This window comes from Pseudomonas sp. KUIN-1, assembly GCF_009176725.1.
Taxonomy (GTDB): domain Bacteria; phylum Pseudomonadota; class Gammaproteobacteria; order Pseudomonadales; family Pseudomonadaceae; genus Aquipseudomonas; species Aquipseudomonas fragariae.
This window is the reverse complement of sequence record NZ_AP020337.1, coordinates 4,699,990-4,722,926: the sequence shown is the minus strand read 5'-3', so window position 1 is coordinate 4,722,926 and position 22,937 is coordinate 4,699,990. Positions and strand designations below refer to the sequence as shown.

23 protein-coding genes and 2 pseudogenes are annotated in these 22,937 nt (G+C 59.3%); 10 read left to right on the top strand and 15 right to left on the bottom strand.

What is annotated here, in order from left to right:
* Positions 1-13 precede the first annotated feature (13 nt).
* A complete protein-coding gene (locus KUIN1_RS21135; protein ID WP_103377918.1) occupies positions 14-1,441 on the bottom strand; it encodes a di-heme oxidoreductase family protein in 1,428 nt (475 codons plus the stop codon).
* Between the two features lie 226 nt (positions 1,442-1,667).
* Between KUIN1_RS21135 and KUIN1_RS21130 the strand changes: the two genes are divergently transcribed.
* On the top strand, positions 1,668-2,297 hold the full coding sequence (locus tag KUIN1_RS21130) for a pyridoxamine 5'-phosphate oxidase family protein (RefSeq protein ID WP_003405948.1): 630 nt from the start codon (positions 1,668-1,670) through the stop codon (positions 2,295-2,297).
* Between the two features lie 130 nt (positions 2,298-2,427).
* Here the strand turns inward: KUIN1_RS21130 and KUIN1_RS21125 are convergent, their stop codons facing one another.
* The 4 genes from KUIN1_RS21125 to KUIN1_RS21110 form a co-directional block, all read right to left on the bottom strand.
* On the bottom strand, positions 2,428-3,792 hold the full coding sequence (locus KUIN1_RS21125; protein ID WP_152092260.1) for an imelysin family protein: 1,365 nt from the start codon (positions 3,790-3,792) through the stop codon (positions 2,428-2,430).
* Positions 3,793-3,972: 180 nt separating this feature from the next.
* Positions 3,973-6,024 carry a putative bifunctional diguanylate cyclase/phosphodiesterase gene (locus KUIN1_RS21120; protein WP_024652474.1) on the bottom strand — a complete coding sequence of 684 codons (2,052 nt, stop codon included), beginning with the start codon at positions 6,022-6,024 and terminating at the stop codon, positions 3,973-3,975.
* A 403-nt stretch (positions 6,025-6,427) separates the two neighbouring features.
* Entirely contained in the window at positions 6,428-7,009 is a 582-nt protein-coding gene (gene sodB, locus KUIN1_RS21115) for a superoxide dismutase [Fe] (protein ID WP_003405945.1), read from the bottom strand.
* Between the two features lie 191 nt (positions 7,010-7,200).
* Positions 7,201-7,803 (bottom strand): LysE/ArgO family amino acid transporter, encoded by a 603-nt coding sequence (locus KUIN1_RS21110; RefSeq protein ID WP_003405944.1) that lies wholly within the window; start codon positions 7,801-7,803, stop codon positions 7,201-7,203.
* Between the two features lie 95 nt (positions 7,804-7,898).
* On the opposite strand from KUIN1_RS21110, the gene KUIN1_RS21105 reads away from it, so the two are divergent.
* The 4 genes from KUIN1_RS21105 (at position 7,899) to KUIN1_RS21090 (ending at position 11,713) form a co-directional block, all read left to right on the top strand.
* On the top strand, positions 7,899-8,798 hold the full coding sequence (locus KUIN1_RS21105; protein WP_103713639.1) for a LysR family transcriptional regulator ArgP: 900 nt from the start codon (positions 7,899-7,901) through the stop codon (positions 8,796-8,798).
* A gap of 74 nt (positions 8,799-8,872) precedes the next feature.
* A complete protein-coding gene (locus tag KUIN1_RS21100) occupies positions 8,873-9,865 on the top strand; it encodes an NAD-dependent epimerase/dehydratase family protein (protein WP_103360026.1) in 993 nt (330 codons plus the stop codon).
* A gap of 98 nt (positions 9,866-9,963) precedes the next feature.
* The gene (locus KUIN1_RS21095) at positions 9,964-10,815 is read left to right on the top strand and encodes an ATPase (RefSeq protein WP_152092259.1); all 852 of its coding nucleotides are present in this window, start codon (positions 9,964-9,966) and stop codon (positions 10,813-10,815) included.
* A 136-nt stretch (positions 10,816-10,951) separates the two neighbouring features.
* Entirely contained in the window at positions 10,952-11,713 is a 762-nt protein-coding gene (locus KUIN1_RS21090; protein ID WP_152092258.1) for a hypothetical protein, read from the top strand.
* 72 nt (positions 11,714-11,785) lie between these two features.
* Here the strand turns inward: KUIN1_RS21090 and KUIN1_RS21085 are convergent, their stop codons facing one another.
* The 3 genes from KUIN1_RS21085 to KUIN1_RS21075 are packed head-to-tail and all read right to left on the bottom strand — an operon-like array spanning position 11,786 to position 14,366.
* Entirely contained in the window at positions 11,786-12,835 is a 1,050-nt protein-coding gene (locus tag KUIN1_RS21085) for an alkene reductase (RefSeq protein WP_003405927.1), read from the bottom strand.
* Positions 12,836-12,856: 21 nt separating this feature from the next.
* Entirely contained in the window at positions 12,857-14,023 is a 1,167-nt protein-coding gene (locus tag KUIN1_RS21080; protein ID WP_003405924.1) for an MFS transporter, read from the bottom strand.
* Between the two features lie 28 nt (positions 14,024-14,051).
* The gene (locus KUIN1_RS21075) at positions 14,052-14,366 is read right to left on the bottom strand and encodes an ArsR/SmtB family transcription factor (RefSeq protein ID WP_003405921.1); all 315 of its coding nucleotides are present in this window, start codon (positions 14,364-14,366) and stop codon (positions 14,052-14,054) included.
* Between the two features lie 164 nt (positions 14,367-14,530).
* Between KUIN1_RS21075 and KUIN1_RS21070 the strand changes: the two genes are divergently transcribed.
* Positions 14,531-15,130: an acyl carrier protein phosphodiesterase gene (locus tag KUIN1_RS21070; RefSeq protein ID WP_003405918.1), complete on the top strand. Its 600-nt coding sequence runs from the start codon at positions 14,531-14,533 to the stop codon at positions 15,128-15,130.
* Here the strand turns inward: KUIN1_RS21070 and KUIN1_RS21065 are convergent.
* A complete protein-coding gene (locus KUIN1_RS21065; RefSeq protein WP_011268813.1) occupies positions 15,088-15,882 on the bottom strand; it encodes a lysophospholipid acyltransferase family protein in 795 nt (264 codons plus the stop codon). The genes KUIN1_RS21070 and KUIN1_RS21065 overlap by 43 nt on opposite strands.
* Positions 15,882-16,637: an L-ornithine N(alpha)-acyltransferase gene (gene olsB / locus KUIN1_RS21060; protein WP_003405915.1), complete on the bottom strand. Its 756-nt coding sequence runs from the start codon at positions 16,635-16,637 to the stop codon at positions 15,882-15,884. Before olsB ends, KUIN1_RS21065 begins: the two co-directional genes overlap by 1 nt.
* 378 nt (positions 16,638-17,015) lie before the next feature.
* Between olsB and KUIN1_RS21055 the strand changes: the two genes are divergently transcribed.
* The 4 genes from KUIN1_RS21055 (at position 17,016) to KUIN1_RS21040 (ending at position 20,278) form a co-directional block, all read left to right on the top strand.
* Positions 17,016-18,122, top strand: coding sequence for a serine hydrolase domain-containing protein (locus KUIN1_RS21055; RefSeq protein ID WP_152092257.1), 1,107 nt, complete (start codon positions 17,016-17,018; stop codon positions 18,120-18,122).
* On the top strand, positions 18,119-18,448 hold the full coding sequence (locus tag KUIN1_RS21050) for a hypothetical protein (protein ID WP_003395271.1): 330 nt from the start codon (positions 18,119-18,121) through the stop codon (positions 18,446-18,448). The genes KUIN1_RS21055 and KUIN1_RS21050 overlap by 4 nt, the downstream gene beginning before the upstream one ends.
* An 89-nt stretch (positions 18,449-18,537) precedes the next feature.
* Positions 18,538-19,119, top strand: a complete 582-nt coding sequence (locus KUIN1_RS21045) for a YceI family protein (protein WP_011268811.1) — start codon at positions 18,538-18,540, stop codon at positions 19,117-19,119.
* Between the two features lies 1 nt (position 19,120).
* Entirely contained in the window at positions 19,121-20,278 is a 1,158-nt protein-coding gene (locus tag KUIN1_RS21040) for a phospholipase D-like domain-containing protein (protein WP_152092256.1), read from the top strand.
* A 40-nt stretch (positions 20,279-20,318) separates the two neighbouring features.
* Here KUIN1_RS21040 and KUIN1_RS21035 read toward each other — a convergent pair whose 3' ends face one another.
* The 5 genes and pseudogenes from KUIN1_RS21035 to KUIN1_RS28110 form a co-directional block, all read right to left on the bottom strand.
* Positions 20,319-20,552 carry a DUF6124 family protein gene (locus KUIN1_RS21035; protein ID WP_003313478.1) on the bottom strand — a complete coding sequence of 78 codons (234 nt, stop codon included), beginning with the start codon at positions 20,550-20,552 and terminating at the stop codon, positions 20,319-20,321.
* Between the two features lie 570 nt (positions 20,553-21,122).
* Positions 21,123-21,563, bottom strand: a complete 441-nt coding sequence (locus KUIN1_RS21025; protein ID WP_057458328.1) for a type VI secretion system amidase immunity protein Tai4 — start codon at positions 21,561-21,563, stop codon at positions 21,123-21,125.
* Positions 21,564-21,597: 34 nt separating this feature from the next.
* Positions 21,598-22,032 (bottom strand): type VI secretion system amidase immunity protein Tai4, encoded by a 435-nt coding sequence (locus tag KUIN1_RS21020; protein WP_003405903.1) that lies wholly within the window; start codon positions 22,030-22,032, stop codon positions 21,598-21,600.
* 22 nt (positions 22,033-22,054) lie between these two features.
* A pseudogene (locus tag KUIN1_RS21015) lies at positions 22,055-22,494 on the bottom strand (type VI secretion system amidase immunity protein Tai4).
* 14 nt (positions 22,495-22,508) lie between these two features.
* A pseudogene (locus KUIN1_RS28110) lies at positions 22,509-22,710 on the bottom strand (type VI secretion system tube protein Hcp); the annotation flags it as partial.
* Between the last annotated feature and the right edge of the window lie 227 nt (positions 22,711-22,937).

The following is a 22,937-nucleotide window of genomic DNA, read 5'->3' as shown; positions in this document are numbered from 1 at the left end:
GCAAAGGGCGCAATCATAACGAATTCAGGAAGGCCAACAGCGCTTCACGTTGCTGGGCGTCAAAAGCCAGAACCTGGCGCTGCGCCGCCTGCGCTTCGCCGCCGTGCCACAGTATCGCCTCAAGCACATTGCGCGCGCGACCGTCATGCAACAGTTGCGTGTGTCCGCTTACGGTGCCGGTCAGGCCCAGCCCCCACAAGGGCGGGGTGCGCCACTCACTTCCGCTGGCCTGGAACTCGGTACGGTTATCGGCCAGCCCTTCGCCCATGTCGTGCAGCAGCAGGTCGCTGTACGGGCGAATTTCCTGATTGGCCAACTCGGGTTCGGCGGCGTCGCTACGGGTTTTGAAAGAGGGGGTGTGGCATTGCTGACAGCCCGCCTGGAAAAACAGGTTCTTGCCTGCCAGCACCTGCGGGTCGTCGACCTTGCGGCGCGCCGGAACACCCAGGTTGCGGGTGTAGAACTCCACCAGGCGCAGGATGTTGTCGCTGACTTCCGGTTCGCCATCCGGGCCATTGCCATTGGGCGCAGCCAGGCAATCGGTCTGGGCCGGCGTGCAATCATCGAAAGGGCGCAGGCTGGTGGTCAGCCCCATGTCGCCGGAAAAGGCGTGCACGTTCTGCTGGTTGAGATTCGGCTGGCCGGCTTTCCAGCCAAACCGGCCCATCACCACTTTTTGCCGAGCATCGTCCCAGACCCAGTTGGGACGTCCCGAGATGCCATCGGCGTTCTTGTCATCGGGGTCGGCATTGGCAAGGATGGCGTCATCGGCAATCGCCTCGAGCAAGCCCAGGCCGATCATTGGCGGGGCCACGCGAGCCGAGATGTGAGTATCGGAGTGCATGGGGCCATAGCCCAACTGGGTGATCCTGAGGGTCGGCTGGCGCAGCTCGACTGATGTGCCATCGCGAAATTCGACCGTCAGCGCATCGTACTCGACCCGCACCTTGCCCTCGGGCGTTACGCCGGGGTTCGACATGTCCTGCAATTGCCCGCCGTAGACCGGTTCGGGCAGCACGCCGTTGCGTTTTATAAGGTCGGCATAGGCCGGGTCATCGGGAATCGACAGCCTGACCAGCATGGACACGGCATTGCTGTCGCCAGCCTCCGGCGGATGACCGCGACCGTCCTTGATGTGGCAGTTCTGGCAGGCATTGGTGTTGAACAGCGGGCCAAGCCCATCGCGAGCCGTGGTGGTCGATGGCGCAATCACCCACGGGCTGCGGAAGAAGCTGTTGCCGACGCTGAAGTCCAGCCGCCGCACGGGGGCCAGGTTGGCCGAGGGCATCGAGAAAGCGCTCTGGTCGCTCTTCCTGACGGTGGCGCTGCCACCCGACAAGGCTTCTCCCGGCTCGGCATGCGTGAAACGCGGGGCGTCATCGCATGCGCTCAGGACCAGGGTCGTGAGCAAGGCAAGTGATAGACGGAGCCGCGTACTCATAGACATCCTGCAACGGGGCGAAAAATCGGGGCGTGCAAGCTTATCAGCCTCGTGCGGTTTGAATAAGAGGGATTATCGTTTGCGACGTGTTGTGCAATGTGATGTTACGAATCTTTGAGGCTGGTCGGGTCCTGATGTTTTTGCCTATGCTGCGCAGGCTGCTTCATACGATCAGTCACATGACGCTGGCAGCATTCATACACCAACGGCCAGCAGAGATTATCCAATGAATAACCCGGACAACAGCGCGTTCGTGACCACCCTCCAGGCACTGGAAGCGATCTATGGCCCGATCGCACCTCCTTCGCTCATCAAGGAAGTTGACCACATTCATGAGGTCTACCGGCCTTTCATCGAGCAGGCACCGTTTGCCGTGCTTGCCTCTGCCGGGCCTGACGGGCTCGATGCTTCTCCACGTGGCGATCAGGCGGGTCTGGTGCATATCGAGGACAGCAAGACGCTTTATCTGCCGGACCGACGCGGCAACAACCGCATCGATACGCTGCGCAACATCGTCAACGATCCGCGCGTTGCGCTGTTGTTTCTCATACCCGGCGTGGGTGAAACCCTGCGCGTCAACGGAACCGCTCAGATATCGGTTGAGCCCGAGTTGCTGTCGCGTTTCGCAGTGAAGGGCCAGTTGCCCAGGTCTGTCCTGCGCATTTCAGTGACCAGCGTGTATTTCCAGTGCAGCAGGGCGACCATCAGGTCCGGTTTGTGGGACCCGGCGAAGCACATCGAACGCAGCGCGCTACCCACTGCCGGGCAGATCCTCAAGGCGGTTTCGGCGGAGCAGATCGACGGTGATGCCTACGACAAGGCGTTGCCGGGACGTATTGCCGATACGTTGTACTGATGCTCGGGAGTCTGCCGATGTCGCAGGTCAACGCGCACGGCAGTTGCAAACGATGCCTGTCAATCAGACACAAAAAATGCCGGTCAGCGAACTGACCGGCATTGATGGTTACTGCAACAAACGCGGTTGATCAGAACTCGTGATCGGCGTTGTCCGGGTTCAGGTCAGTGATGCCCAGCTTGCCAGCCGCCTGCTCGATAGCGCCGGTCTGTTTGACCAGCGCGGCGATGGCGTCACGCACCACCTGATTGCCAGCCGTGTTGCCGGCAGCGATCAACTGGTCGAAATGCTCGCCCTTGTTCGCGTGATCGACAATGACCTGCAACTTGGCCTGAGTGTCGTCCAGGTCAGCGCGCAAGGTGGCGTCGGTGGCCGGGTCTGCCTTGGCGACCAGAGACGAAAGGCTCGGGCCACTGACCTTGCTGCCGTCGGTGCGGGTGTACTCGCCCAGGTAAACGTTGCGAATGCCCTTGCCGTTGTAGAAGTGCGAGTTGTGCGTGTTATCGCTGAAGCAGTCGTGTTCGTCTTCGCTGGAGTTGGCTTCCAGCGCGACTTTCATGCGCTCGCCCGCCAGTTCACCCAGCGACAGGCTGCCCATGCCGAAGAGCATTTTGCGCAGACCGCTTTCGCCGGGTTCGGCTTCCAGCGTGGCGCGGTAGTTGTCGGGCACGCCGGCCTTCCAGTTACCGGACATTTCTTCAAGGTCGCTGACCAGCAGGTCGGTGACGGCCTTGAGGTAGGCGCGGCGGCGATCATTGTGGTCGCCGGTTGCGCCAGCCCCCTCCAGGTAATCGCTGGCCGGACGTGCGCCGGCGCCAGGGCCGGTACCGTTCAGGTCCTGACCCCAGAGCAGGAATTCGATGGCGTGGTAGCCGGTGGCGACGTTGGCCTCGGAACCGCCCAGCTCGTTCAGGCTGGCGAGTTTTTCGGAGGTGATTTCCTTTACGTCGACCTTGTCTTCGCCGACCTGAATCTCGGTGTTGGCGATGATGTTGGCAGTGGCGCCCGGGTTGCCCAGTGCGTGTTGATAATCCTTGGCCACATAGTCGATCAGGCCTTCGTCCAGGGGCCAGGCGTTAACCTGTCCTTCCCAGTCATCGATGATGGTGTTACCGAAGCGGAAGACTTCGCTCTGCATGTACGGCACACGCGCAGCGATCCACGCCTCACGGGCGGCTTTCAGGGTTTCATCGTTGGGTTTGGCCAGGAAGGCGTCGACGGCCGTGCTGAGTTTTTTCGCGCCGGCCTCGGCATCGTCGAACACGGCGGACACCATGTTGGCGTAGTTCGCGACCACAGCCTTGGCCGCCGCGTCGTCAGTCTGGGCGGCGGCTGCCGGAGCAGGAGCAGGAGCAGCAGGCGTCGCAGCCGGCGTCGCCGGAGCAGCGGCTGGCGCGGGAGCCGGTGCGGCAGCCTTGTCCTTGCCTTCGCCACAACCGGCGAGAGAGATAGCGATGGCCAACAGACTAGCGGTTGCCAGAGGCATACGAATCATGACGGAATCCTGCGTCGATAAAGGTGATGGCGGGGGTGCGCCCATAAAATCTGCGACATAATGCGAAAGATTTGCATTCGATGTAAAGGCAAAACGCCTGTGTGGGTGTGTTCAGGCATTCGGCAGGTTGTAACAGTCGGTTTCAAGATGAGGTGAATGGCCGGGAGCATGCAAATCGGCTCACAGACTGGCGGCATGGTCCTGACGCGACTGCTTGAGGTAGGCCAGCAGTTCGCGACCCGGCAGCGGCTTGCTGTACAGATAGCCCTGGCCTTCGTGACAGCCCTCGGTTACGACATAGGCCTCCTGCTCGACGGTCTCCACACCTTCGGCAATCACTTGCATGCCCAGGCTTTTGCCCAGCTGGATAATGGCTCGCACGATAGTAGCGTCATCGTCGTCATCGATCAGATCCTGCACGAAGCTGCGGTCAATCTTGATCTTGTCCAGCGGCAAGCTTTTCAGGTAACTCAGCGATGAGTAGCCGGTGCCGAAGTCATCGATGGCAATCAAGGCGCCGGAGCGTCGCAAGCTCAACAGGTGCTGGGCGGCGGTGTTGATATCTTCCATCAGCCCGGTTTCGGTCACTTCCAGTTCCAGGCTGCGCGGTGGCAAGCGATAGATCTGCAGCAGGTTGTTGACCACGCGGGGCAGTTCCGCGTGATGCAGCTGCACGGTCGACAGGTTGACGGCCATGCGCAAATCGGTGAACCCCTGATCGAGCCATTCGCGCAGCTGACGGCAGGCCTGATCCAGCACCCACTCTCCGATGACGATGATCGTGCCGTTCTGTTCGGCCAGCGGGATGAATACGTCCGGCGGCACCAGGCCATGCTCCGGATGCTGCCAGCGGATCAGTGCTTCTACGCCGACGATACGGTGATCGCGGTAGCTGATCTGCGGTTGATAGACCAGGTACAGCTGATTGCGTGGCAGGGCTTCGCGCAGGTCTTTTTCAAGTTCGCGGCGGCGGCGCATTTCGCTGTCCACGCTGGCGATGTAGAACTGATACCGGTTACGCGAGCGGGCTTTGGCCAGCGTCATGGTCTGTTCGGCTTTTTGCAGCAGTTTCTCGGTGCTGTCGCCGTCTTCGGGAAACAGCGTGATGCCGATGGTTGCCCGCAGTCGAATCTGCTGGTCACCGACAATGAACGGTGCCTCCAGCTCATCGAGAATATTCTGCGCCAGCTCTGCTGCCTCGTAGGGCTGTTCGATGTTGGACTGAACCAGCGCGAACTGGTCGCCGCCCAGGCGTGCCAGTGCGCCGAGCAGTACGCTGTGCGCGCGCAGGCGGTCAGCGAGTGCGAGCAGTAATTGATCGCCGGACTGGTAGCTGAACTGTTCGTTGATGCCCTTGAAGTCATCCAGACCCACGCAAAGAACCGCCACTCTGTGTTGCTGGCGCCCCGCATCTTCCAGAATCCTGTCCAGCCCGGTCTGCAACTGAAGTCGATTGGGCAGACCGGTGAGGAAATCGTATTGCGCCATGCGCTGCAGATTGTTCTCGGCCTCATGGCGCAGATAAGTGTGGCGCTCAATGGAGGCCAGCAATTGATTGGCGGTATTGACCCAGATCCCCAGTTCGTTTTTCTCGTGGCCTTTGAGCAACGGCAATTGGTGTTCGCTGGGGCGGTCGGGGTTGATCGCGATCAGGTGCTCGATGATCTTTGACAGCGGCTTGGTCAGCAGCCAGTGATAGACCAGATACAGCACCAGCCCCATTGCCAGCGCACGCAGCACGCCGGCGACAAAGATGATGCCGGCATTGACCAGAAAGCTTTCGCCGTAATTGGCAGTGTCGAGTGTGATGCGCAGGTCGCCGTAATACTCGCTGTAGGGGCTGCGGCCTACCAGTTGAGTGGTGAAGCTGCGCTCCTGGCCGAGGATGAGGTCTGTCAGCCACCGGGTGGGAGAGTCTTTCAGCGGCCGGTCTTTCTCGGCCAGCAGGCTTTCATTGGGGTGCCCTATGGACGCCATGCGTACCGAGTCATCCTGGAACAGGCCTTCGATGACTTGCATGCCCATCTCGCGGTCCAGGCTGTAGACGGCCTGTGTCGAAGGATCGCGGAACATGCCGAGAATTCGCTCAGCATCGCTCGCCACGGCCTGACGAGTCTTGTAGGCGTCGAAGATGATTTGCGCACAACTGAGCAGGACGCCCACCAGAAGCGCCGAAAGCAGCACAACGCGCAGCAGCTTTACCGACAGGCTGTTCTTGAGTTCCAGCTTCAATGGCCGTTCCTTAGTTCGTGTCGGAGGGCATATCGCCTCATGACCCTCGAAAAACCAGGCCCGCACGCCGTGACCTTGTCACAACCGGTACGCCTGGCTGATCTTCGCGTTCCTTGCACCTGCTGGCCAAAGCCACCTCAATGCGTCGGGTGGCCAGTTAGGTAACCTGAGCAGAACACTGTAAAGAATTACGTCATAGAGAATTACGTTGTGGCACGAGTCAGCTAGCGTTTTCTGACAATACACAAAGTACGAGCGGCAGGCGAAAAAAGATTTGCGATTCGCCTGACTGGCAGGCGGGTGTTCGACGCCGTCTGTGAAACAGGCATCGGGTGAGCGACCTTTACCGGCCGGAAAATATAAAAAACCCGACGCTAGGCCGGGTTTTTCGATGACGCTGGACTCAGGAGGCGAATTGCTTGGCCACGAAGTCCCAGTTAACCAGGTTCCAGAACGCTTCCACGTACTTCGGACGCAGGTTGCGATAGTCGATGTAGTAGGCGTGTTCCCAGACATCGCAGGTCAGCAGCGGGGTGTCGCCGCTGGTCAACGGGTTGCCGGCACCGATGGTGCTGGCCAGTGCCAGGGAGCCGTCAGCCTTCTTCACCAGCCAGCCCCAGCCGGAGCCGAAAGTGCCGATGGAAGTCTTGCTGAACTCTTCCTTGAACTTGTCGAAGGAACCGAACGCCTTGTTGATGGCTTCGGCCAGAGCGCCGGTAGGCTCGCCGCCAGCGTTAGGGGCCAGGCAGTTCCAGTAGAACGTGTGGTTCCAGACCTGAGCGGCGTTGTTGAAGATACCGCCCGATGAGGTCTTGATGATCTCTTCCAGGGTCTTGCCTTCGAACTCGGTGCCAGGCACCAGGTTGTTCAGGTTCACGACATAGGTGTTGTGGTGCTTGTCGTGGTGATATTCCAGAGTCTCCGCAGAAATGTGCGGCACCAGAGCGTCTTTGGCGTAGGGCAGTGGCGGCAATTCAAAAGCCATGGTTTATCTCCTTTCAGGTCAATTGCGGTAGTCGCAGGGCCGATCACGGGCGGCCAGATACAGCATGCACCGGGAGTTTTACTCTTTTGCGGCGCAGACCCCGGACTATAGCACCGGGCCTGCGGCTTAACCACGCAACAACTGTGTGGGATAGAGGTTCCCGCGCTGTTGCTTCAACGGACATGAAACCTTCAGGCCGAACGGATCAATTGCCACGCCACACTGAACATCATGACCGCCACCATCACATCCAGCAGACGCCATGTGGCAGGGCGGGCCAGCCAGGGAGCGAGCCAGGCCGCGCCGATGGCGAGGCAGGAAAACCACAGCAACGAAGCGCTCGCGGCGCCTGCTACATAGGCGCCCGGCACACTCTGTTGTGCCCCGAGCGAGCCGATCAGTAGTACGGTGTCCAGGTACACATGCGGGTTGAGCAAGGTCACGGCCAATGCGCTGAGCAGTACCGTGCGGCGCGATCTTTTGCCAGCCGCGGCACCGTGTTCGAGGCTCTGCTTCGAGCAGGCCCGGCGCAGTGCCTGCACGCCATACCAACTGAGGAATAGCACACCGCCCCAGCGCGCCACCGCCAGCAGGGTCGGGTTTTGCGCCAGCACATTGGCCAGACCGAACACCCCGGCGGCGACCAGAATGGCATCGCAGATAATGCAGAGCATCGCGACTGACACGTGGTGTTCACGGCGCAGCCCCTGAGCCAGTACGAATGCGTTTTGCGAGCCGATGGCCATGATCAGGCCAGCGGCGATCAGCAATCCGTTGAAGTAGCTTTGCCACATAAATACGTTCCCATCGAGCAGATTCAGGTGGCGACTTTCAATGTTGAAGCGATATAAGTAAAACCAATAATAATCATCTCTCATTAGGGAAACTGATGTTCGACTACAAGCTGTTGTCCGCGCTCGCCGCAGTTATCGAGCAGGCCGGGTTCGAACGTGCGGCCCAGGTGCTGGGGCTGTCGCAGTCAGCGGTCTCGCAACGGATCAAATTGCTGGAGGCGCGCATTGGGCAGCCGGTGCTGGTCCGCGCCACGCCGCCGAGCCCGACCGACATCGGCCGACGCCTGCTCAATCACGTGCAGCAGGTCCGCTTGCTGGAGCGCGATCTGCAAAGTCAGGTGCCGGCACTGGACGAGGAGGGCATGCCCGAGCGTTTGCGGATCGCCTTGAACGCCGACAGTCTGGCAACGTGGTGGGCTCCGGCCATTGGTGACTTCTGCACGCAGCATCGTCTGTTGCTGGACCTGGTGGTCGAAGATCAGGACGTCGGGCTCAAACGCATGCGCACTGGCGAAGTCGCAGCGTGTCTGTGTGGCAGTGAGCGCCCGGTGGCCGGGGCGCGCAGTCAGTTGCTGGGGGCGATGCGCTATCGGGCGCTGGCCAGCCCGGCATTCATCGCGCGCCATTTTGCGGACGGTGTCAGCCCCGAAAAACTGGTCAGATCAGCGGCGCTCGTTTACGGGCCGGATGATCTTTTGCAGCATCGTTATCTGGCATTGCTTGGTGTGCAGGACGGTTTCGAGCATCATTTGTGCCCTTCTTCCGAGGGTTTCATCCGTATGATCGAAGCCGGAATGGGCTGGGGGCTGGCGCCCGAACTGCAAGTGCGCGAGCAATTGCGCAGCGGCACGCTGCTTGAACTGCTGCCGGATCGCTGTATTGATGTGCCGTTGTACTGGCACCATTGGCGCAACGGTGGTCAGTTGCTGACACGTCTCACCGAGCATCTGGCACAACATGCTGCCCACTGGCTGGTGCCGTTGAGCGATGAATGATCGTCATTACGATCATGTGTAATCAATGCGTGTCGGGTTACCCCTGTCACGCAGACGCGTTAATGGAGCGGTAAATGAAAATTCTGGTCACCGGCGCAAGTGGCTTCATCGGCGGACGCTTTGCGCGTTTTGCCCTTGAGCAGGGCATGAGCGTGCGGATCAATGGCCGTCGTGCCGATGCGGTCGAGCATCTGGTCAGACGCGGCGCCGAGTTCATTCAGGGCGACCTCGCCGACCCGTATCTGGTGCGCGCGCTGTGCGATGACGTCGAGGCCGTGGTGCATTGCGCCGGCTCCGTCGGCATGTGGGGGCGTCGTCAGGATTTTGTGCAGGGCAACGTGCAACTCACCGAGAACATTGTCGAGGGCTGCCTGAAACAAAGAGTGCGCAGGCTGGTCCACCTGTCATCGCCGTCGATCTATTTCGATGGTCACTCGCGCCGCGATATCACCGAAGACCAGGTGCCCAGGCGCTTCCACAACCACTATGCGGCCACCAAATACCTGGCCGAGCAAAAGGTCTTCGGCGCTGAAGAGTTCGGCCTGGAAGTGATTGCCCTGCGGCCGCGTTTCGTCACCGGTGCTGGCGACAACAGTATCTTTCCGCGCCTGCTGCACATGCAGCGTAAGAAGCGTCTGTCGATCGTAGGCAACGGCCTGAACATGGTCGATTTCACCAGCATGCAGAACCTCAATGAAGCGCTGTTGAGCAGCTTGCTGGCAACCGGGTCTGCGCTGGGCAAGGCGTACAACATCAGTAACGGCACGCCGGTCCCGTTGTGGGATGCGATCAATTATGTGATGCGGCAGATGCAGTTGCCTCAGGTTACCCGCTATCGTTCTTACGGGCTGGCCTACAGTGCGGCGGCGATCAACGAAGCGGCCTGCATGCTGTGGCCGGGCCGACCTGAACCTACGCTGTCCAGACTGGGCATGCAGGTCATGAACAAGGACTTCACGCTTGATATCGGCCGTGCAAGGCATTATCTGGATTATCAGCCGCAGGTCAGCCTGTGGACGGCGCTGGATGAATTCTGTGGCTGGTGGCAGGCACAGCACCCGATCTGAATGCGGCAGTAGCACAGTGAGATTGATTCTGCGCTGTTGTTATACTGCCGAACTTTGATTTACGAACTTTGATTTAACAGCTTCCTGAAGGGTTATTCATGCGCAACGATCCCTACGACGATGTCGATGACGTTCCCAGCCTGAGCGCCAAGGACGATGACGACGACTTTGCGCCGAGCAATGGCGCACGCGAGCGCACCACCGTCTATTCGCGCACCACGCCTGTGGTCAAGGTCAAGGGGCCGAGCACCGGGCCGCTCTGGGCATTGGTCGGTGCGCTGTTCATTGCGTTTTGCGGCCTTGGCTGGTGGAGCTTTCAGCAAGTGTCCCTGATGGAGCAACAACTGGTGGCGACGCAGGAAAGCTTTGCGCGTATCAGCGAAGAGGCGGCGGGGCGTTTGCAGGATATCTCCGGCAAGGTCGTGGCCACCGAATCGCTGTCCAGTGACGGCGAAGCCCTCAAGCAGCGCATCAAGTTGCTCGAAGCGCAACTGGAAGACCAGGACAAACAGCGTGAAGGCGTTGAAGGTCAGCAAGGCAGTCTCGACAAGCGTCTGGAGCAGATGGCCGCGCAAACGGCGCAACAGCAAACCGAAAACGCGCAGATGCAGGAACAATTGAAAAGCGTTGTCGCTGAACTGGCTGCGCTGAAAACAGCGTTGCCTGACCTGAAAACCGCTCAGGCTGAGCAGGGCAAGCTGGACGCCCAGATCAAGAGCGTGGCAGCCGATGTCGCAGCCCTGAAAAAGCAGGGCAACCCTTCAACTGCTGTCGAGCGACTTGAACAAGAACTGATGGTGCTCAAAAGCGAGCAGGAAAATACTCCGGCACCGTCAGCAGGCGGCAATACTGCCGAGTTCGATGCCTTCCGTGCGCAGGTCACCCGTAGCATCAACACGCTTAACAGTCAGATCCAGAACCTGTCGCAACAGCTCAACGCACGTCGTTGAAACCGCACCTTGCCTGCTGCTGCCCATAGCGGCAGGCAGGTGGCCCGGTTTTTTTGCACTCGCTAGATAGTTATATGCCTGCCAGTGGAGGGAGGGCTTACGCTTGCGTTTCAGTTAAATAAATGGAATTTCAATAATGAATGGAATCAAAGATATGCACATCGATATGCACAAAGACACAACCGAAAAAGATGGCCTCGTTGCTGAAGAACTTCAGCCCATGCATCTTGAGTATCCGGTATCAATCAAGCCAAAGGTAAACGTCAAACCCCCGGTCAAGGCGAAAGATCCAGTCAAGCCGCCGGTCAAGAAAACGGATCCAGTCAAGCCGCCTGTGAAACCGCCGGTCAAGAAAACGGACCCGGTCAAGCCGCCTGTGAAACCGCCGGTCAAGACCACTAACCCGGTCGAGCCGCCTGTGAAACCGCCGGTCAAGACAACGAACCCGGCCAAGCCGCCAGTCAAGCCGCAGGTCAAGCCCTCTACCAGTGAGCCGGTAGCGCAGACGGTGCCCCCGGTGCCTGCTGCACCTTCGCGTCTGGACAAACTACTGGCAGTCGTCAACACCGCAACGGGCGTCCTGCAACTGGTCCAGCCGCCCAACAGCGTGAACAACGCGGACGGTACTGTCAGCTATCCGAACGGCAGCGTCGAGTCTGCAGATGGTCAATCCGTCACCCATTCTGACGGAGCCGTGCAGAACCTTGACGGCACGACCGTGCATGCCGATGGCTCTACAGAGCACCCCAATGGTGATATCCAGCACAAGGATGGAACCTGGGTTTTTGCGGATGGCTCGGTCAACTACCCGGACGGTCGCTGGAAGATGGCGGATGGTACGATCACCGACGCCGAAGGCAATGTATTAGGTACAGTCAAGCCTGACGTTGCGCCGTAGCGGTTACCCTTGCACGGGCGATAAAAAACCCTGACTCTTGCGAGTCAGGGTTTTTTGCCTTGCAGTAACGTTTTACAGGCGCGGGTAGTCGATGTAACCGACCGGCCCTTTGGCGTAGAACGTCTCCGGATGGGCTTCGTTCAGAGGGGCATCGCTGGCCAGCCGCTCCGGCAGGTCAGGGTTGGCAATGTACGGCACACCGAACGCGATTGCGTCGGCCTTGCCTTCTGCCAGCCAGGCATTGGCGCTGTCTTTGGTGAACTTCTCGTTGGCGATATAAACGCCGCCGAAATCCTTCTTCAACTGTGGGCCGAGGCTGTCTTCAGCATCATGCTCACGGGCACAGATGAAGGCTATACCGCGCTTGCCGAGCTCTTTGGCCACGTAGCTGAAGGTTTCAGCACGGTTTGCATCGCTCATGTCGTGCATGTCGAAGCGAGGCGAGAGGTGAACACCTACACGGCCAGCGCCCCAGACATCGATGACTGCGTCGGTCACTTCGAGCAGCAGACGCGCACGATTTTCCACCGAACCGCCGTACTCGTCGGTGCGCTGGTTGCTGCCGGTCAGCAGGAACTGTTCGAGCAGATAGCCGTTGGCGCCATGCACTTCCACGCCGTCGAAGCCCGCAGCCTTGGCGTTTTCCGCACCGACGCGATAGGCCTCGACGATGTCACCGATTTCCGCCAGCTCCAGCGCGCGAGGTACTGGCAGTGGTGTGATGGGGCGCATCAGGCTCACGTGCCCTTCAGCCGCAATGGCACTCGGCGCGACCGGGGTTTCGCCGTTCAGGTAGGACGGGTGGGAAATACGGCCCACGTGCCACAACTGCAGGGCGATACGGCCACCGGCGTTGTGCACGGCCTTGGTGATATTGCTCCAGCCACGTACCTGGTCGTTGGACCAGATGCCCGGGGTGTCGGGGTAGCCCACGCCCATCGGCGTGACAGAGGTGGCTTCGGTCAGGATCAGGCCGGCCGAGGCGCGCTGCACGTAATACTCGGCCATCATCGCGTTCGGTACACGGCCTTCATCGGCACGGCAGCGCGTCAGTGGGGCCATGATGATGCGGTTGGGCAGTTGCAGATCGCCCAGGGTGATCGGGTCAAAGATAGTCGTCATGTATCGAATCCTCGTAATTGATCAATGCGTAGCGTGTGCCAGATCCGGATTGCCGGTCTGACGGAAAGTAATCAGGGTGATCAGCAGCGCCAGCACTGCCAGTACGGCTGCCGCCAGCGGTACGCTGGTCAGGCCCAGACCGTGGGCGATGACGCTGCCACCGACCCAGGCGCCGAGTGCGTTGCCGACGTTGAAGGCGCCGATGTTCAAGGTTGAAACCAGGTTGGGTGCCGCCTTGCCGAAGGTCACCACGTTGATCTGCAGCGCCGGGACGGCAGCGAAAGCCGCGACTGCCCAGAGGAACAGGGTGATTTCAGTCGGGACCAGCGCGGCGCTGGTCCAGCTGAGTACGGTGGAGATCACCGCCATCGAGACGAACACGCCAATCAGCGTGGATGACAGGCGGCGGTCGGCCATCTTGCCGCCGATCACGTTGCCGGCGGTCAGGCCCAGACCGATGAGCAGCAGGGTCCAGGTCACGCCGTTGGGCGATACACCGGTGACTTCTCCGAGCAGCGGGGCAATGTAAGTGAACAGGGTGAACATGGACGCCGAGAACAGCGCAGTCATGGTCAGCGACAGCCAGATGCCGGCACCGCGGAGAGCGCCTAGTTCAGCGCGCATATCGAGCTTTTCTTCATTGCGGTTGGTCGGCAGAAAGCGGATCAGGCCAATGAGCGCAATCACGCCGATGACCGTGACAGCCCAGAAGGTCGAACGCCAGCCTGCGTATTGACCCAGCGCAGTGCCCAGCGGCACGCCCAGTACGTTGGCCAGGGTCAGGCCGGTGAACATCAAGGCCACCGCTGAGGCACGCCGGTTGGCGGGCACCAGACCTGCGGCAACCACCGAGCCGATGCCGAAGAACGCACCGTGGCACAGCGCAGTCACCACGCGGGCGAACATCAGGACGTTGTAGTCACTGGCCAGCGCACAGAGCAGATTGCCAATGATGAAAATCCCCATCAGCGTGACCAGCGCGGCCTTGCGCGGCAGTTTTGCCGTGGCCATGGCCATGAACGGCGCACCGACGGCGACACCCAGCGCATAGCCGGTCACCAGCCAGCCTGCGCCGGGTATCGATACGCCAAGGTCGGCCGCCACATCAGGCAGCAGGCCCATGATGACGAATTCGGTGGTGCCGATGGCGAAGGCGCTCAGGGCCAGAATGAGTAGCGAAAGAGGCACGGGGCAGCTCCTGGTAGATGTTGAAAAATCAGGTCGGGTTGTTCAGTTCTTCAACCAGCGCCTGAACGAATGCCTGTATGACTTCTTCGTTGCGTCGGAAGAAATGCCATTGGCCGACCTTCTTGCTGCTGATCAGACCAGCGCGTTGCAAGGTCGCCAGATGGGCCGAGACAGTGGATTGTGACAATCCCGCACGCTGATCGATCTGTCCGGCGCACACGCCGTGTTCGATCGAGTACTCCTGGGCGGGAAAGCTCGCACGCGGGTCTTTCAGCCAGGTCAGGATTTCTCGGCGGACCGGGTGGGCCAGGGCTTTTATTATGTCGTCGAGGTCGATAGGCATCTCGTTCTCACAGGCGGTGTAGCGTTATATCGCGATAGAGCGAACCTTATATCTGTATTTCGCGATATAGAAATATGATTATGTGCTTAGGATGGGTCAAATCGCTATATCGGGTTATAACGATATATGGACAGCAGGCCCGAAAGCGGCCTAGGCTTGCAGCCATGAACTACTTGGCACATCTTCATCTTGGTGGGCATCGGCCTGCTCAATTGCTCGGCAGCCTGTATGGCGACTTCGTCAAAGGTCCGCTGCCGGGACGTTTTCCTGCGGAGCTGGAAGCGGCGATTCGTCTGCATCGCAGCATCGACGCCTTCACTGACAGTCATCCGCTGATCAAGGCCTCCATTGCGCGCTTTCCGCTGCAGAGACGGCGCTATGCCGGCATCATGCTCGACGTCTTTTTCGATCATTGCCTGGCGCGCGACTGGCATCGTTATGCCGATCTGCCGTTGGACGCATTCACCCGCAAGGTCTATGCCACGCTGGCTGCCGAGCCGCAGTTGCCCGAGCGGCTGGCGCTGATCGCACCGCGCATGGCGGCGCAGGACTGGTTGGGTTCGTACCGGGATTTCGGGGTGCTGGAGCAGGTGTTGAGCGGCATATCCCGACGCCTGTCACGACCCGAAGGGCTGGCCGGCGGCATGCAGGAACTGCAGGCGCTTTACCAGCCCTTGAGTGCGGATTTCGCCGAGTTCTATCCGCTGCTCGAGAATTTCGCTCAGGCCGCTCGGGCCGGCCGCGAAACCACTTCGCTCGGCTGAGCCTGCGGCTCGCCAAACAATGCCACCTGAACGGCCTGCTGGGCCTTGAAGGCCAGTGCGGCGCGTTCCTGGTCAGCGGTAGGGATCGGTGTCAGCAAGTGAATATGCACGTCGCTCTGCTCGTTGGCGAACAGTCGGCGCAAATGCGACAGCAGGTCATCGTCGCCAATGAACGGGGCTATCGGGTCCGGTTTGCCGTCACGCGAGTAACCAATGGCCACCGGCTGAATCGGCACGCCAGCGTCGATGGCGCTGGACAGCAGACGACCGTGAAAGGTGCGCAGGCTTTTGCCGTCCGTGGTGGTGCCTTCGGGGAAGATCAGCAGTGCGTTGCCTTGTTGCAGGTGGTTGCACATCTGCTTCTGGATCAGACGGCTGTCGCCCGATCCGCGACGAATGAACAGCGTACCGGCCTTCAGCGCCAGCCAGCCCGCTACCGGCCAGGTGCGTACTTCGGCCTTCGACAGAAACGACAGCGGCGCGAGCATGCCGAGCAGGGCGATGTCGGTCCATGACACATGGTTGCTGACCCACAGCATGGGCTGGGTTGGCAGTTGACCTGTCACGGTGACGCGAAACGGCAGGGCGTTGGTCAGGCGTGCCATGAACCAGCGGCTCCAGCGCTGTCTGCGCTCCATCGAACCTCCGATCCTGGTACGTTCCAGGACCGCGAACGCGCTGGCAATCGTCAATCCGAGCGCTACGACCAGTAGCACCCGGACTACGCGGGCATAGCCGCGCAACCGGCTCATCACACGGCCGCCTTGAAGTGGCGGGCATAGCGCGGGCACAGGTCGTCGCGCTTGAGCAGGATGAACACGTCGGCCACCTGGAAGTCTTCGTCCCAGCACGGTTCGCCACAGATCTTGGCCCCCAGACGCATGTAGGCCTTGAGCAGCGGTGGCATCTCGCAGATCACATTGCTCGGGATGTCGAGGGTCGGCAGCGGATTCTTCGGTTCGGCGCGCAGGTGCTCGTTGCACAGGTAGCGTTCGCGCAGGCGTTGCATGATCGCATGGGCCTGAATACCGCCGTCCTGCATCGGGATGCTCGCGCAGCCCATCAGGTAGCTGTAGCCGCCTTCGTTGAGCACCTCGGCCAGTTCGCTCCACAACACCGCAATGGTGCCGCCGTTGCGGTAGGCCGGATCGACGCAGGTGCGACCCAGTTCGAGGATCGGCCCTTGCAGATTGACCAGCCCGTGCAGGCTGAACTCTTCTTCGCTGTAGAAGCGCCCCAGCGTGTTGGCGGCCTGGTGGTCGAGCAGCCGGGTCGTGGCAACCAGACGCCCGGTGTTCAGGTCGCGTACCCCGATGTGCGAGCAGTGAACATCGTAATCGTCGATGTCCAGGCCTTGTTCGGCGCCGTTGAGACGGGCGTTGAACTCTTCGCTGAACACACTGAAACGCAACGCCTGTGCTTCCTGCAAGGCGCGCGCTCCAATCAGGCGCTCGGCCTGAAGACGACGTTCAGAAGTGTTGTCACGAATGCGGGCGATCTGGGTCATACGAATCTCCATGAGCCAGCCTTGCAGATGCAGAAAGGGCTGGTTGACTGATTTGTCCAGGCGCTTTGCCGTAACTGCAGGCTAGGGAGATGGCGTGTCATGCCTGTGAAGCTTTGGTGATGGTTGTGTGACGGGAAACGCTGGGGCCATTTCTTCTGCGTTTGGTCTTGACCGTTGCAGGGCGGCGCAGATTTGTGACGCAGAGCGTCACGCGAATGCATTCCCACGCTGGAGCGTGAGGAACGATCGGCCTAAGCAGGATCATGCGTGCTCCGCCTGGACGTGCCGTTCTGGACGCTCTGCGTCCGTTCCCGGGGCGATGGCTAACTGTCATGAAACGCTGATACGGTGTGCGGATTACTCTTTAGAGGCCCTGTCATGCCGCGTAGATTTGTCCGCCTGTGTCTGGTTCTGATCCTGGGTTTCAGTGCCCAGGGCGTCGTTGCTCAAACATGGCCGGCAGAGCAATGGCCTTCTCGGTCTGTGCCGCGATCTGCGGCCATCGAAGAGCTCGAGGCCTATGCCTTCCCGCCGCGTGACGACGCCTCGCGCAAGGGCGTACGCACCGATGCGCTGCTGGTGATTCGTGATGGCGAAGTTGTGTACGAGCGCTATGCCGGTGTGACCACCGCGCAAACGCCGCACCTGACCTGGTCGATCAGCAAAAGCATCATGGCGACGGTGTTGGGGGTGGCGTTCGCAGAAGGGCGCTTTCAACTGAATGACCCGGTAGCGAAGTTCTACACGCCGTTCAAGGCGCACCCCGATATCGCCATCAAAGACCTGATGCACTGGGCTTCGGGTCTGGATTGGCAGGAAGACTACGAATACGCTCCGCTCAACTCCTCGGTAGTCGCCATGCTCTACACCCGCGGGCGTGATGACATGGCGCGCTTCACCGCCGATCACAGCGCTGCCCAACCCCCAGGCAAGACTTACCTTTACTCCAGCGGCGACAGCACCGTGCTGGCGGCGGCCTTGAAAAAGATGGTCGGCGATGAGGTTTATCCGGGTTATCCATGGACCGCGCTGTTCGACCCGCTCGGCATCCGCAGTGCGGTCTGGGAAACCGATGGCGCGGGTACATTTGTAGGTTCTTCCTATGCCTACATGACCGCCCGCGATCTGGCCCGCATCGGCCTGCTGATGCAGCGCGGCGGGCAATGGCAGGATCGGCAGTTGCTCAACAAGCAGTGGATGGACTTCGTGCTGACGCCGTTTGCCGGTGCAGGCGTGGATGCCAGCGTTGAAGTGCCCGCAGGTCAATGGTGGCTTAACCGCACTGGCGATGGCGGCAAAGGACCGTGGCCGGACGCTCCCCCCGACACCTTCGCGGCACTGGGGCATTGGGGGCAGGCGCTGTATGTGATTCCCGATCAGAAGCTGGTAATCGTGCGCTATGCCGATGACCGCGACAGTACCTACAACCACAATGAGATGCTCAAGCGCGTACAGGCCGCGTTCGGCAAGGAGGGCGGTCAATGAGCACGCGTCGAATGTTCATCCTGCGCCGTCCCTTCAGCAGCCTGCTGTTGCTGATCGTTGCCGCACTTGCCGTACTCGCCTGGCAGTACCGTGTCAACCTGCAGGCATTTCCGACCATCATCAGTGCCTACACCGCCAAGGAATACTGTTCGTGCAGGTACGTCATGAACAATTCCGAAGCGTATTGCCAGGGCTACATCAAACAGTATCTGCCCAGCACCCTGGTCGACGACAGCAGTCAAAAACGGGTCATTGCCAGCGGCCTGGGACGCACCAGCAGTGCATCGTGGCAGGGTGAGCGACAGGGCTGTCGCCTGCTGCCATGAGGGCTTGATGGATTGCCGCCGAACGCAGGCGTTTGCCAGCGGTCAGACAGGCGGATAAGGTGGCCCTCAATTGCACGTCTGGAGTCTGCATGCTCACTATGAATCGCCTGCTGCTGGTCATGCTGGCCGCAGTGGCGTTACCTGCCCATGCGAACTGGTATCTGGATAACGAGTCGTCGCGACTCTCGTTCACCTCGACCAAAAATGCCGATATTGCCGAGGTGCATCGCTTTCTCGTGCTGCACGGCAAAGTCGACGCCAAGGGGCTGGCTGAGGTAGAGGTTGAAACCGACTCGGTCAGCACCGGCATTCCGCTGCGCGACGAGCGCCTTCGAGAGCAGGTGTTTCAGGTGCGCAAGTTTCCGGCTGCTCAGATCAATGCGCAGCTCGACATGCGCCCGATCAATAACCTTGCGCCCGGCGCACAACTGGAACTGCGTTTACCGCTGACCGTCAGCCTGCGCGGCAAGACCCACAGCTATAACGCCGAGCTGCTGGCGACGCGTCTCGACGAGCGGCGCTTTCAGGTCGTGACGCTCGAGCCGCTGGTGATCCATGCCCAGGATTTCGATATGGCCCCGGACTTCAAGGCCTTGCGCAATGCCGCAGGATTGTCGGCGGTGAGCCTCTCGGTCCCGGTCGGGGCTGTCCTGATCTTCACGGCGCGCTGATATGAACGGTGCGATTTTCCCGTGGCGTGAAAACAACCGCTTTCAATTGCTGATCGACGGTCCTGCGTTCTTCCCGCGCATGATCGCAGCCATTGATCGCGCCGAGCAGCAGGTCGATCTGGAGTTGTACCTGGTCGAAGCCGGGGCTTGCGCCGACGCCATCGTGCGCGCGCTGGTCGAGGCGGGCAGACGTGGCGTGATCGTGCGCTGCCTGTTCGATGACTTCGGTTCAAAAGCCTTCGACGCCGGCCTGCGCAAGCAACTGACCGATGCCGGTGTGATTCTGCGTTTCTACAATCCGATCCACTGGCGGCGGGGCGTGCGCAACTTCTACCGCGACCATCGCAAACTGCTGGTGGTGGACAAGGCCTTGGCCGTGGTGGGCGGCACCGGCGTGACCGACGAGTTCTGGGAGCCGGACAAGGACGCCAGCCAGTGGCACGAAGTGATGGTCGAAATCACCGGGCCGCTGGTGATTGACTGGCAGGCGCTGTTCAACCGGCAGTTCCACGCCAACGCCCGGCGTTTCGCCTGGCGTCCGAAAGAAAACTTCGGCCTTGATCATCTGCCCAAAGCCCCGGTAACCGGCGAGGGGCTGGGCCGCGTGGCGTATGCCGATTCCCGCCAGCACCGCGACATTCTGCAGTCGCTGGTACGTGCGCTGCACACCGGGCAAAAGCGGATCTGGCTGGCAACCCCTTACTTTCTGCCCACCTGGAAAGTCCGCCGCGCCTTGCGCCGGGCCGCGGCGCGTGGCGTAGATGTGCGTTTGCTGCTGACCGGGCCGCGCACCGATCACCCGTCCGTACGCTATGCCGGTCAACGCTACTACCCGCGCCTGTTGCGCGCCGGGGTCAAGGTGTTCGAATACCAGCCCTGCTTTCTGCACCTGAAAATGGTCCTGATCGACGACTGGGTGAGTCTCGGCTCGTGCAACTTCGATCACTGGAACCTGCGCTTCAACCTGGAAGCCAACCTCGAAGCCCTCGACCCCGGACTGACCCGCGACGTGGTCGCCAGTTTCGAAAAAGACTTCGCCCTGAGCGCCGAAACCACGCTGGCAGACTGGAAGGCCAGACCGCTGTGGCGGCGCGTCAAACAGCGCTTGTGGGGCTGGATCGACCGGCTGGTGGTGAACTTGCTGGATCAGCGTAACTGAGGTTGGCGCGGGGCCGAGCGCGGCCCCGGTTGTCATCTGCTCAAACGATGCATTCCAGTGAACGATCAACCATGGCTTTGGCCATCTCGGCCATGTGCAACACCGAAAACGCCAGGTCACGGCTGGTGCCCTGGGTGCTATCGCCGGACTCATAGGCCGTCGTAATGATGCAGCGCAGCAGATCCGAAGCGTAATTGAGCGCTTCCTCCTGGCTGACGGATGCGTTGACGGTGAACAGGGCGGTGGGCGGGTCGGGAACGATTTTATCGGGCATGTTTGCAACTCCTGATCAATGAAAGGAGCCGCCCCTTTCGCTACCAAACGATCAGGGTGGCGGCCGTACGCAGGTTGGTAGACCGGTGACCAGGCAAGCCGGTGCGTCCGAAGACGCCAAGCGCACGGCCACCATAAACGCAGGCCGAAAAAATGCGCCTTGAGAAGGTGGCGCATTGCGCACAGGTCACTCAGGTCTACCAAACCTGATCGCTGATTGGGCAGCGATCAATGGAGGCTAGAGACCTGAATAGCCAAGCGCAAGAGGCCGGGATTTTCTCGGAAATTTCCTTCAATTGGAAGGGAGGCGTCCTGCTGATAATTCCTACAAGAATTATCGAAATGGGTTTGCTGAGGATGTTCTCGTTGCAGGCGGGGAAGTGACGAGGGCTGTTTGTCAGTATTTCAGCAAGCAGTACGTTACCGAAGGCGAGACGTTAGGAAGTTACCGGATCACAGTGGATCAGCATGATGTGTCTCCGCCTTAAAGATAATGTGCGGAGTAGAGTGCTTGTAATGGAAATAGCCTGTGCAGTGTTTGCCGGACAGGCTTGTTGCATGAAGGGAGTGGTTAAGGCTTTTTGATATTCTGCATGTAGGTATGATTTGGATCTGTAACGACTTTCTTCGTCAGCGCGTCCAGTTCCTTGCTGTGATACATGTCCAGGCATTTCAGCAGGTCGAATTTTATACCCTTGATCTGGGATTCGGCCAACGGGTTTGTGTAGTCGCGCGCGAGGTATTTTTCAACCAGGGCCTTGACGGCAAGAGGACTTTTTTCCATGTCATAGTAGGTCCAGTCACGCATCGCACTGACACTGCTGCCCGCGTCAATTCCGACGTTTACGTCATATTTATAAGCGGTGGTTATGCAGGTGGCGAGCGCCATGTCCTTGTAGTTTTTTTCAAAGGTTCGGTACATGCCTTCGGGTGAGGAGGTGGGTGTGTAAGCGAAGCTGTTGGAGGCTGCGAGAGATAGAAATACTGTCGTGGTCGCGAGAAATAACCTCATTTTTTAAATATCCCTGTGAGGTTTAACATCGCCATCACTTATAGTCTTGCATATAGGTATGGTTCGGATCTACGACAGTCTTTTTTGTCAAGGCATCCAGTTCCTTGCTGTGATACAGATCTAGGCACTTCAAGAGATCGAATTTCACGCCCTTGATCTGTGACTCAGCCAACGGGTTTGTGTAGTCTCTGGCAAGGTATTTTTTGACCAGCGCCCGGATTTCGTCAGGACCCACCTCCCAATCGTAGTTTGCCCAGTCTTCCATCGCGCTGACGCTGCTACCCGCGTCAATTTCGACCTTCACATCGTAGGCGTAGGCATTCGCTATACAGTTGGCAAGAACCAGGTCCTTGTAGTTCTGTGCATAGCTTCTATGCATGCCTTCCGGTGATGAAGGTAGTGTGTCTGCAAAACAGTGGGTTGTCGCGAATACAAGAAATACTGTCTTGATTGCAAAAGGTATCCTCATTATACGTAACTCCATTTCGCGTTTAGGGTCGCTTGTAGTCTTGCACGTCGGTATGTGTAGGGTTTATTACGGCTTTTTTTGTCTGCGCATCCAGCTCTTTGCTGTGGTAAAGATCAAGGCACTTAAGCAAGTCAAATTTCACGCCTTTTATTTCGGGCTCGACAAGAGGGTTTGTGTAGTCTCTTGCGAGGTGGTTGTCTACGAATTCTCTGGGCTTCTCAGGGCTTTTTTCCAATCATAGTTGGCCCACTCGCGCAACGCTGTGACGCTGCTGCCAGCGTCAGTCCCGACGTTGTCACTGAATTTGTAAGCGTTCGCAATGCAGGTGGCAAGAACCATGTCTTTATAGTTTTGCGCGTGGGTTCTATTCATGCCTTCTGGCGATGATGGCTGAGCAGATGCAGGGATATTAAAAGCGGTAAGTGTGAAGCAGATTAGTGTGCTCGTAGAAAGTGACTTCATTAAGTAAGGCTCAAGGAGTTTTCTGAGATCTTGGTGAACGTGAAATCACGTCAAGGACGTCCGGCCCGACGAGGCGCCTCCTTAAGAACTCGCCGTGGCTGAGGTACTTTGGTGCATGCCGAAACCATACCCGGTGATCTCGATACAGTCCTTGTAGCGATCATCCAGCGCTTCGCCTGGAATGCCTTCGATTTTGATGTACGCATCAAATGCCATGTTTCAAATCTCCACGTTCGATCGGTCTTATGTTACATGCAGTTATCCATATGTTTCAGCAGCGTAATCTTTATTTTTATCGAACATGGTTGTCAGCAACCTTTGGTGTTGACTGAAATATCTCTACTTGTTGTCAGAGTGGTCGTACAGAATCTATCGGCCGCTTTGCACTGTCAGAGTGCTGCCTTATAAATAAAAATGGCTTTGCTTTGAGTTGCGGTTGCAAG

Coding starts and splice junctions, on each gene's coding strand:
- KUIN1_RS21135 (WP_103377918.1), bottom strand. CDS start 1,441: ATGAGTACGCGGCTCCGTCTATCACTTGCCTTGCTCACGACCCTGGTC.
- KUIN1_RS21130 (WP_003405948.1), top strand. CDS start 1,668: ATGAATAACCCGGACAACAGCGCGTTCGTGACCACCCTCCAGGCACTG.
- KUIN1_RS21125 (WP_152092260.1), bottom strand. CDS start 3,792: ATGATTCGTATGCCTCTGGCAACCGCTAGTCTGTTGGCCATCGCTATC.
- sodB (WP_003405945.1), bottom strand. CDS start 7,009: ATGGCTTTTGAATTGCCGCCACTGCCCTACGCCAAAGACGCTCTGGTG.
- KUIN1_RS21110 (WP_003405944.1), bottom strand. CDS start 7,803: ATGTGGCAAAGCTACTTCAACGGATTGCTGATCGCCGCTGGCCTGATC.
- KUIN1_RS21105 (WP_103713639.1), top strand. CDS start 7,899: ATGTTCGACTACAAGCTGTTGTCCGCGCTCGCCGCAGTTATCGAGCAG.
- KUIN1_RS21100 (WP_103360026.1), top strand. CDS start 8,873: ATGAAAATTCTGGTCACCGGCGCAAGTGGCTTCATCGGCGGACGCTTT.
- KUIN1_RS21095 (WP_152092259.1), top strand. CDS start 9,964: ATGCGCAACGATCCCTACGACGATGTCGATGACGTTCCCAGCCTGAGC.
- KUIN1_RS21090 (WP_152092258.1), top strand. CDS start 10,952: ATGAATGGAATCAAAGATATGCACATCGATATGCACAAAGACACAACC.
- KUIN1_RS21085 (WP_003405927.1), bottom strand. CDS start 12,835: ATGACGACTATCTTTGACCCGATCACCCTGGGCGATCTGCAACTGCCC.
- KUIN1_RS21075 (WP_003405921.1), bottom strand. CDS start 14,366: ATGCCTATCGACCTCGACGACATAATAAAAGCCCTGGCCCACCCGGTC.
- KUIN1_RS21070 (WP_003405918.1), top strand. CDS start 14,531: ATGAACTACTTGGCACATCTTCATCTTGGTGGGCATCGGCCTGCTCAA.
- KUIN1_RS21065 (WP_011268813.1), bottom strand. CDS start 15,882: ATGAGCCGGTTGCGCGGCTATGCCCGCGTAGTCCGGGTGCTACTGGTC.
- olsB (WP_003405915.1), bottom strand. CDS start 16,637: ATGACCCAGATCGCCCGCATTCGTGACAACACTTCTGAACGTCGTCTT.
- KUIN1_RS21055 (WP_152092257.1), top strand. CDS start 17,016: ATGCCGCGTAGATTTGTCCGCCTGTGTCTGGTTCTGATCCTGGGTTTC.
- KUIN1_RS21050 (WP_003395271.1), top strand. CDS start 18,119: ATGAGCACGCGTCGAATGTTCATCCTGCGCCGTCCCTTCAGCAGCCTG.
- KUIN1_RS21045 (WP_011268811.1), top strand. CDS start 18,538: ATGCTCACTATGAATCGCCTGCTGCTGGTCATGCTGGCCGCAGTGGCG.
- KUIN1_RS21040 (WP_152092256.1), top strand. CDS start 19,121: ATGAACGGTGCGATTTTCCCGTGGCGTGAAAACAACCGCTTTCAATTG.
- KUIN1_RS21035 (WP_003313478.1), bottom strand. CDS start 20,552: ATGCCCGATAAAATCGTTCCCGACCCGCCCACCGCCCTGTTCACCGTC.
- KUIN1_RS21025 (WP_057458328.1), bottom strand. CDS start 21,563: ATGAGGTTATTTCTCGCGACCACGACAGTATTTCTATCTCTCGCAGCC.
- KUIN1_RS21020 (WP_003405903.1), bottom strand. CDS start 22,032: ATGAGGATACCTTTTGCAATCAAGACAGTATTTCTTGTATTCGCGACA.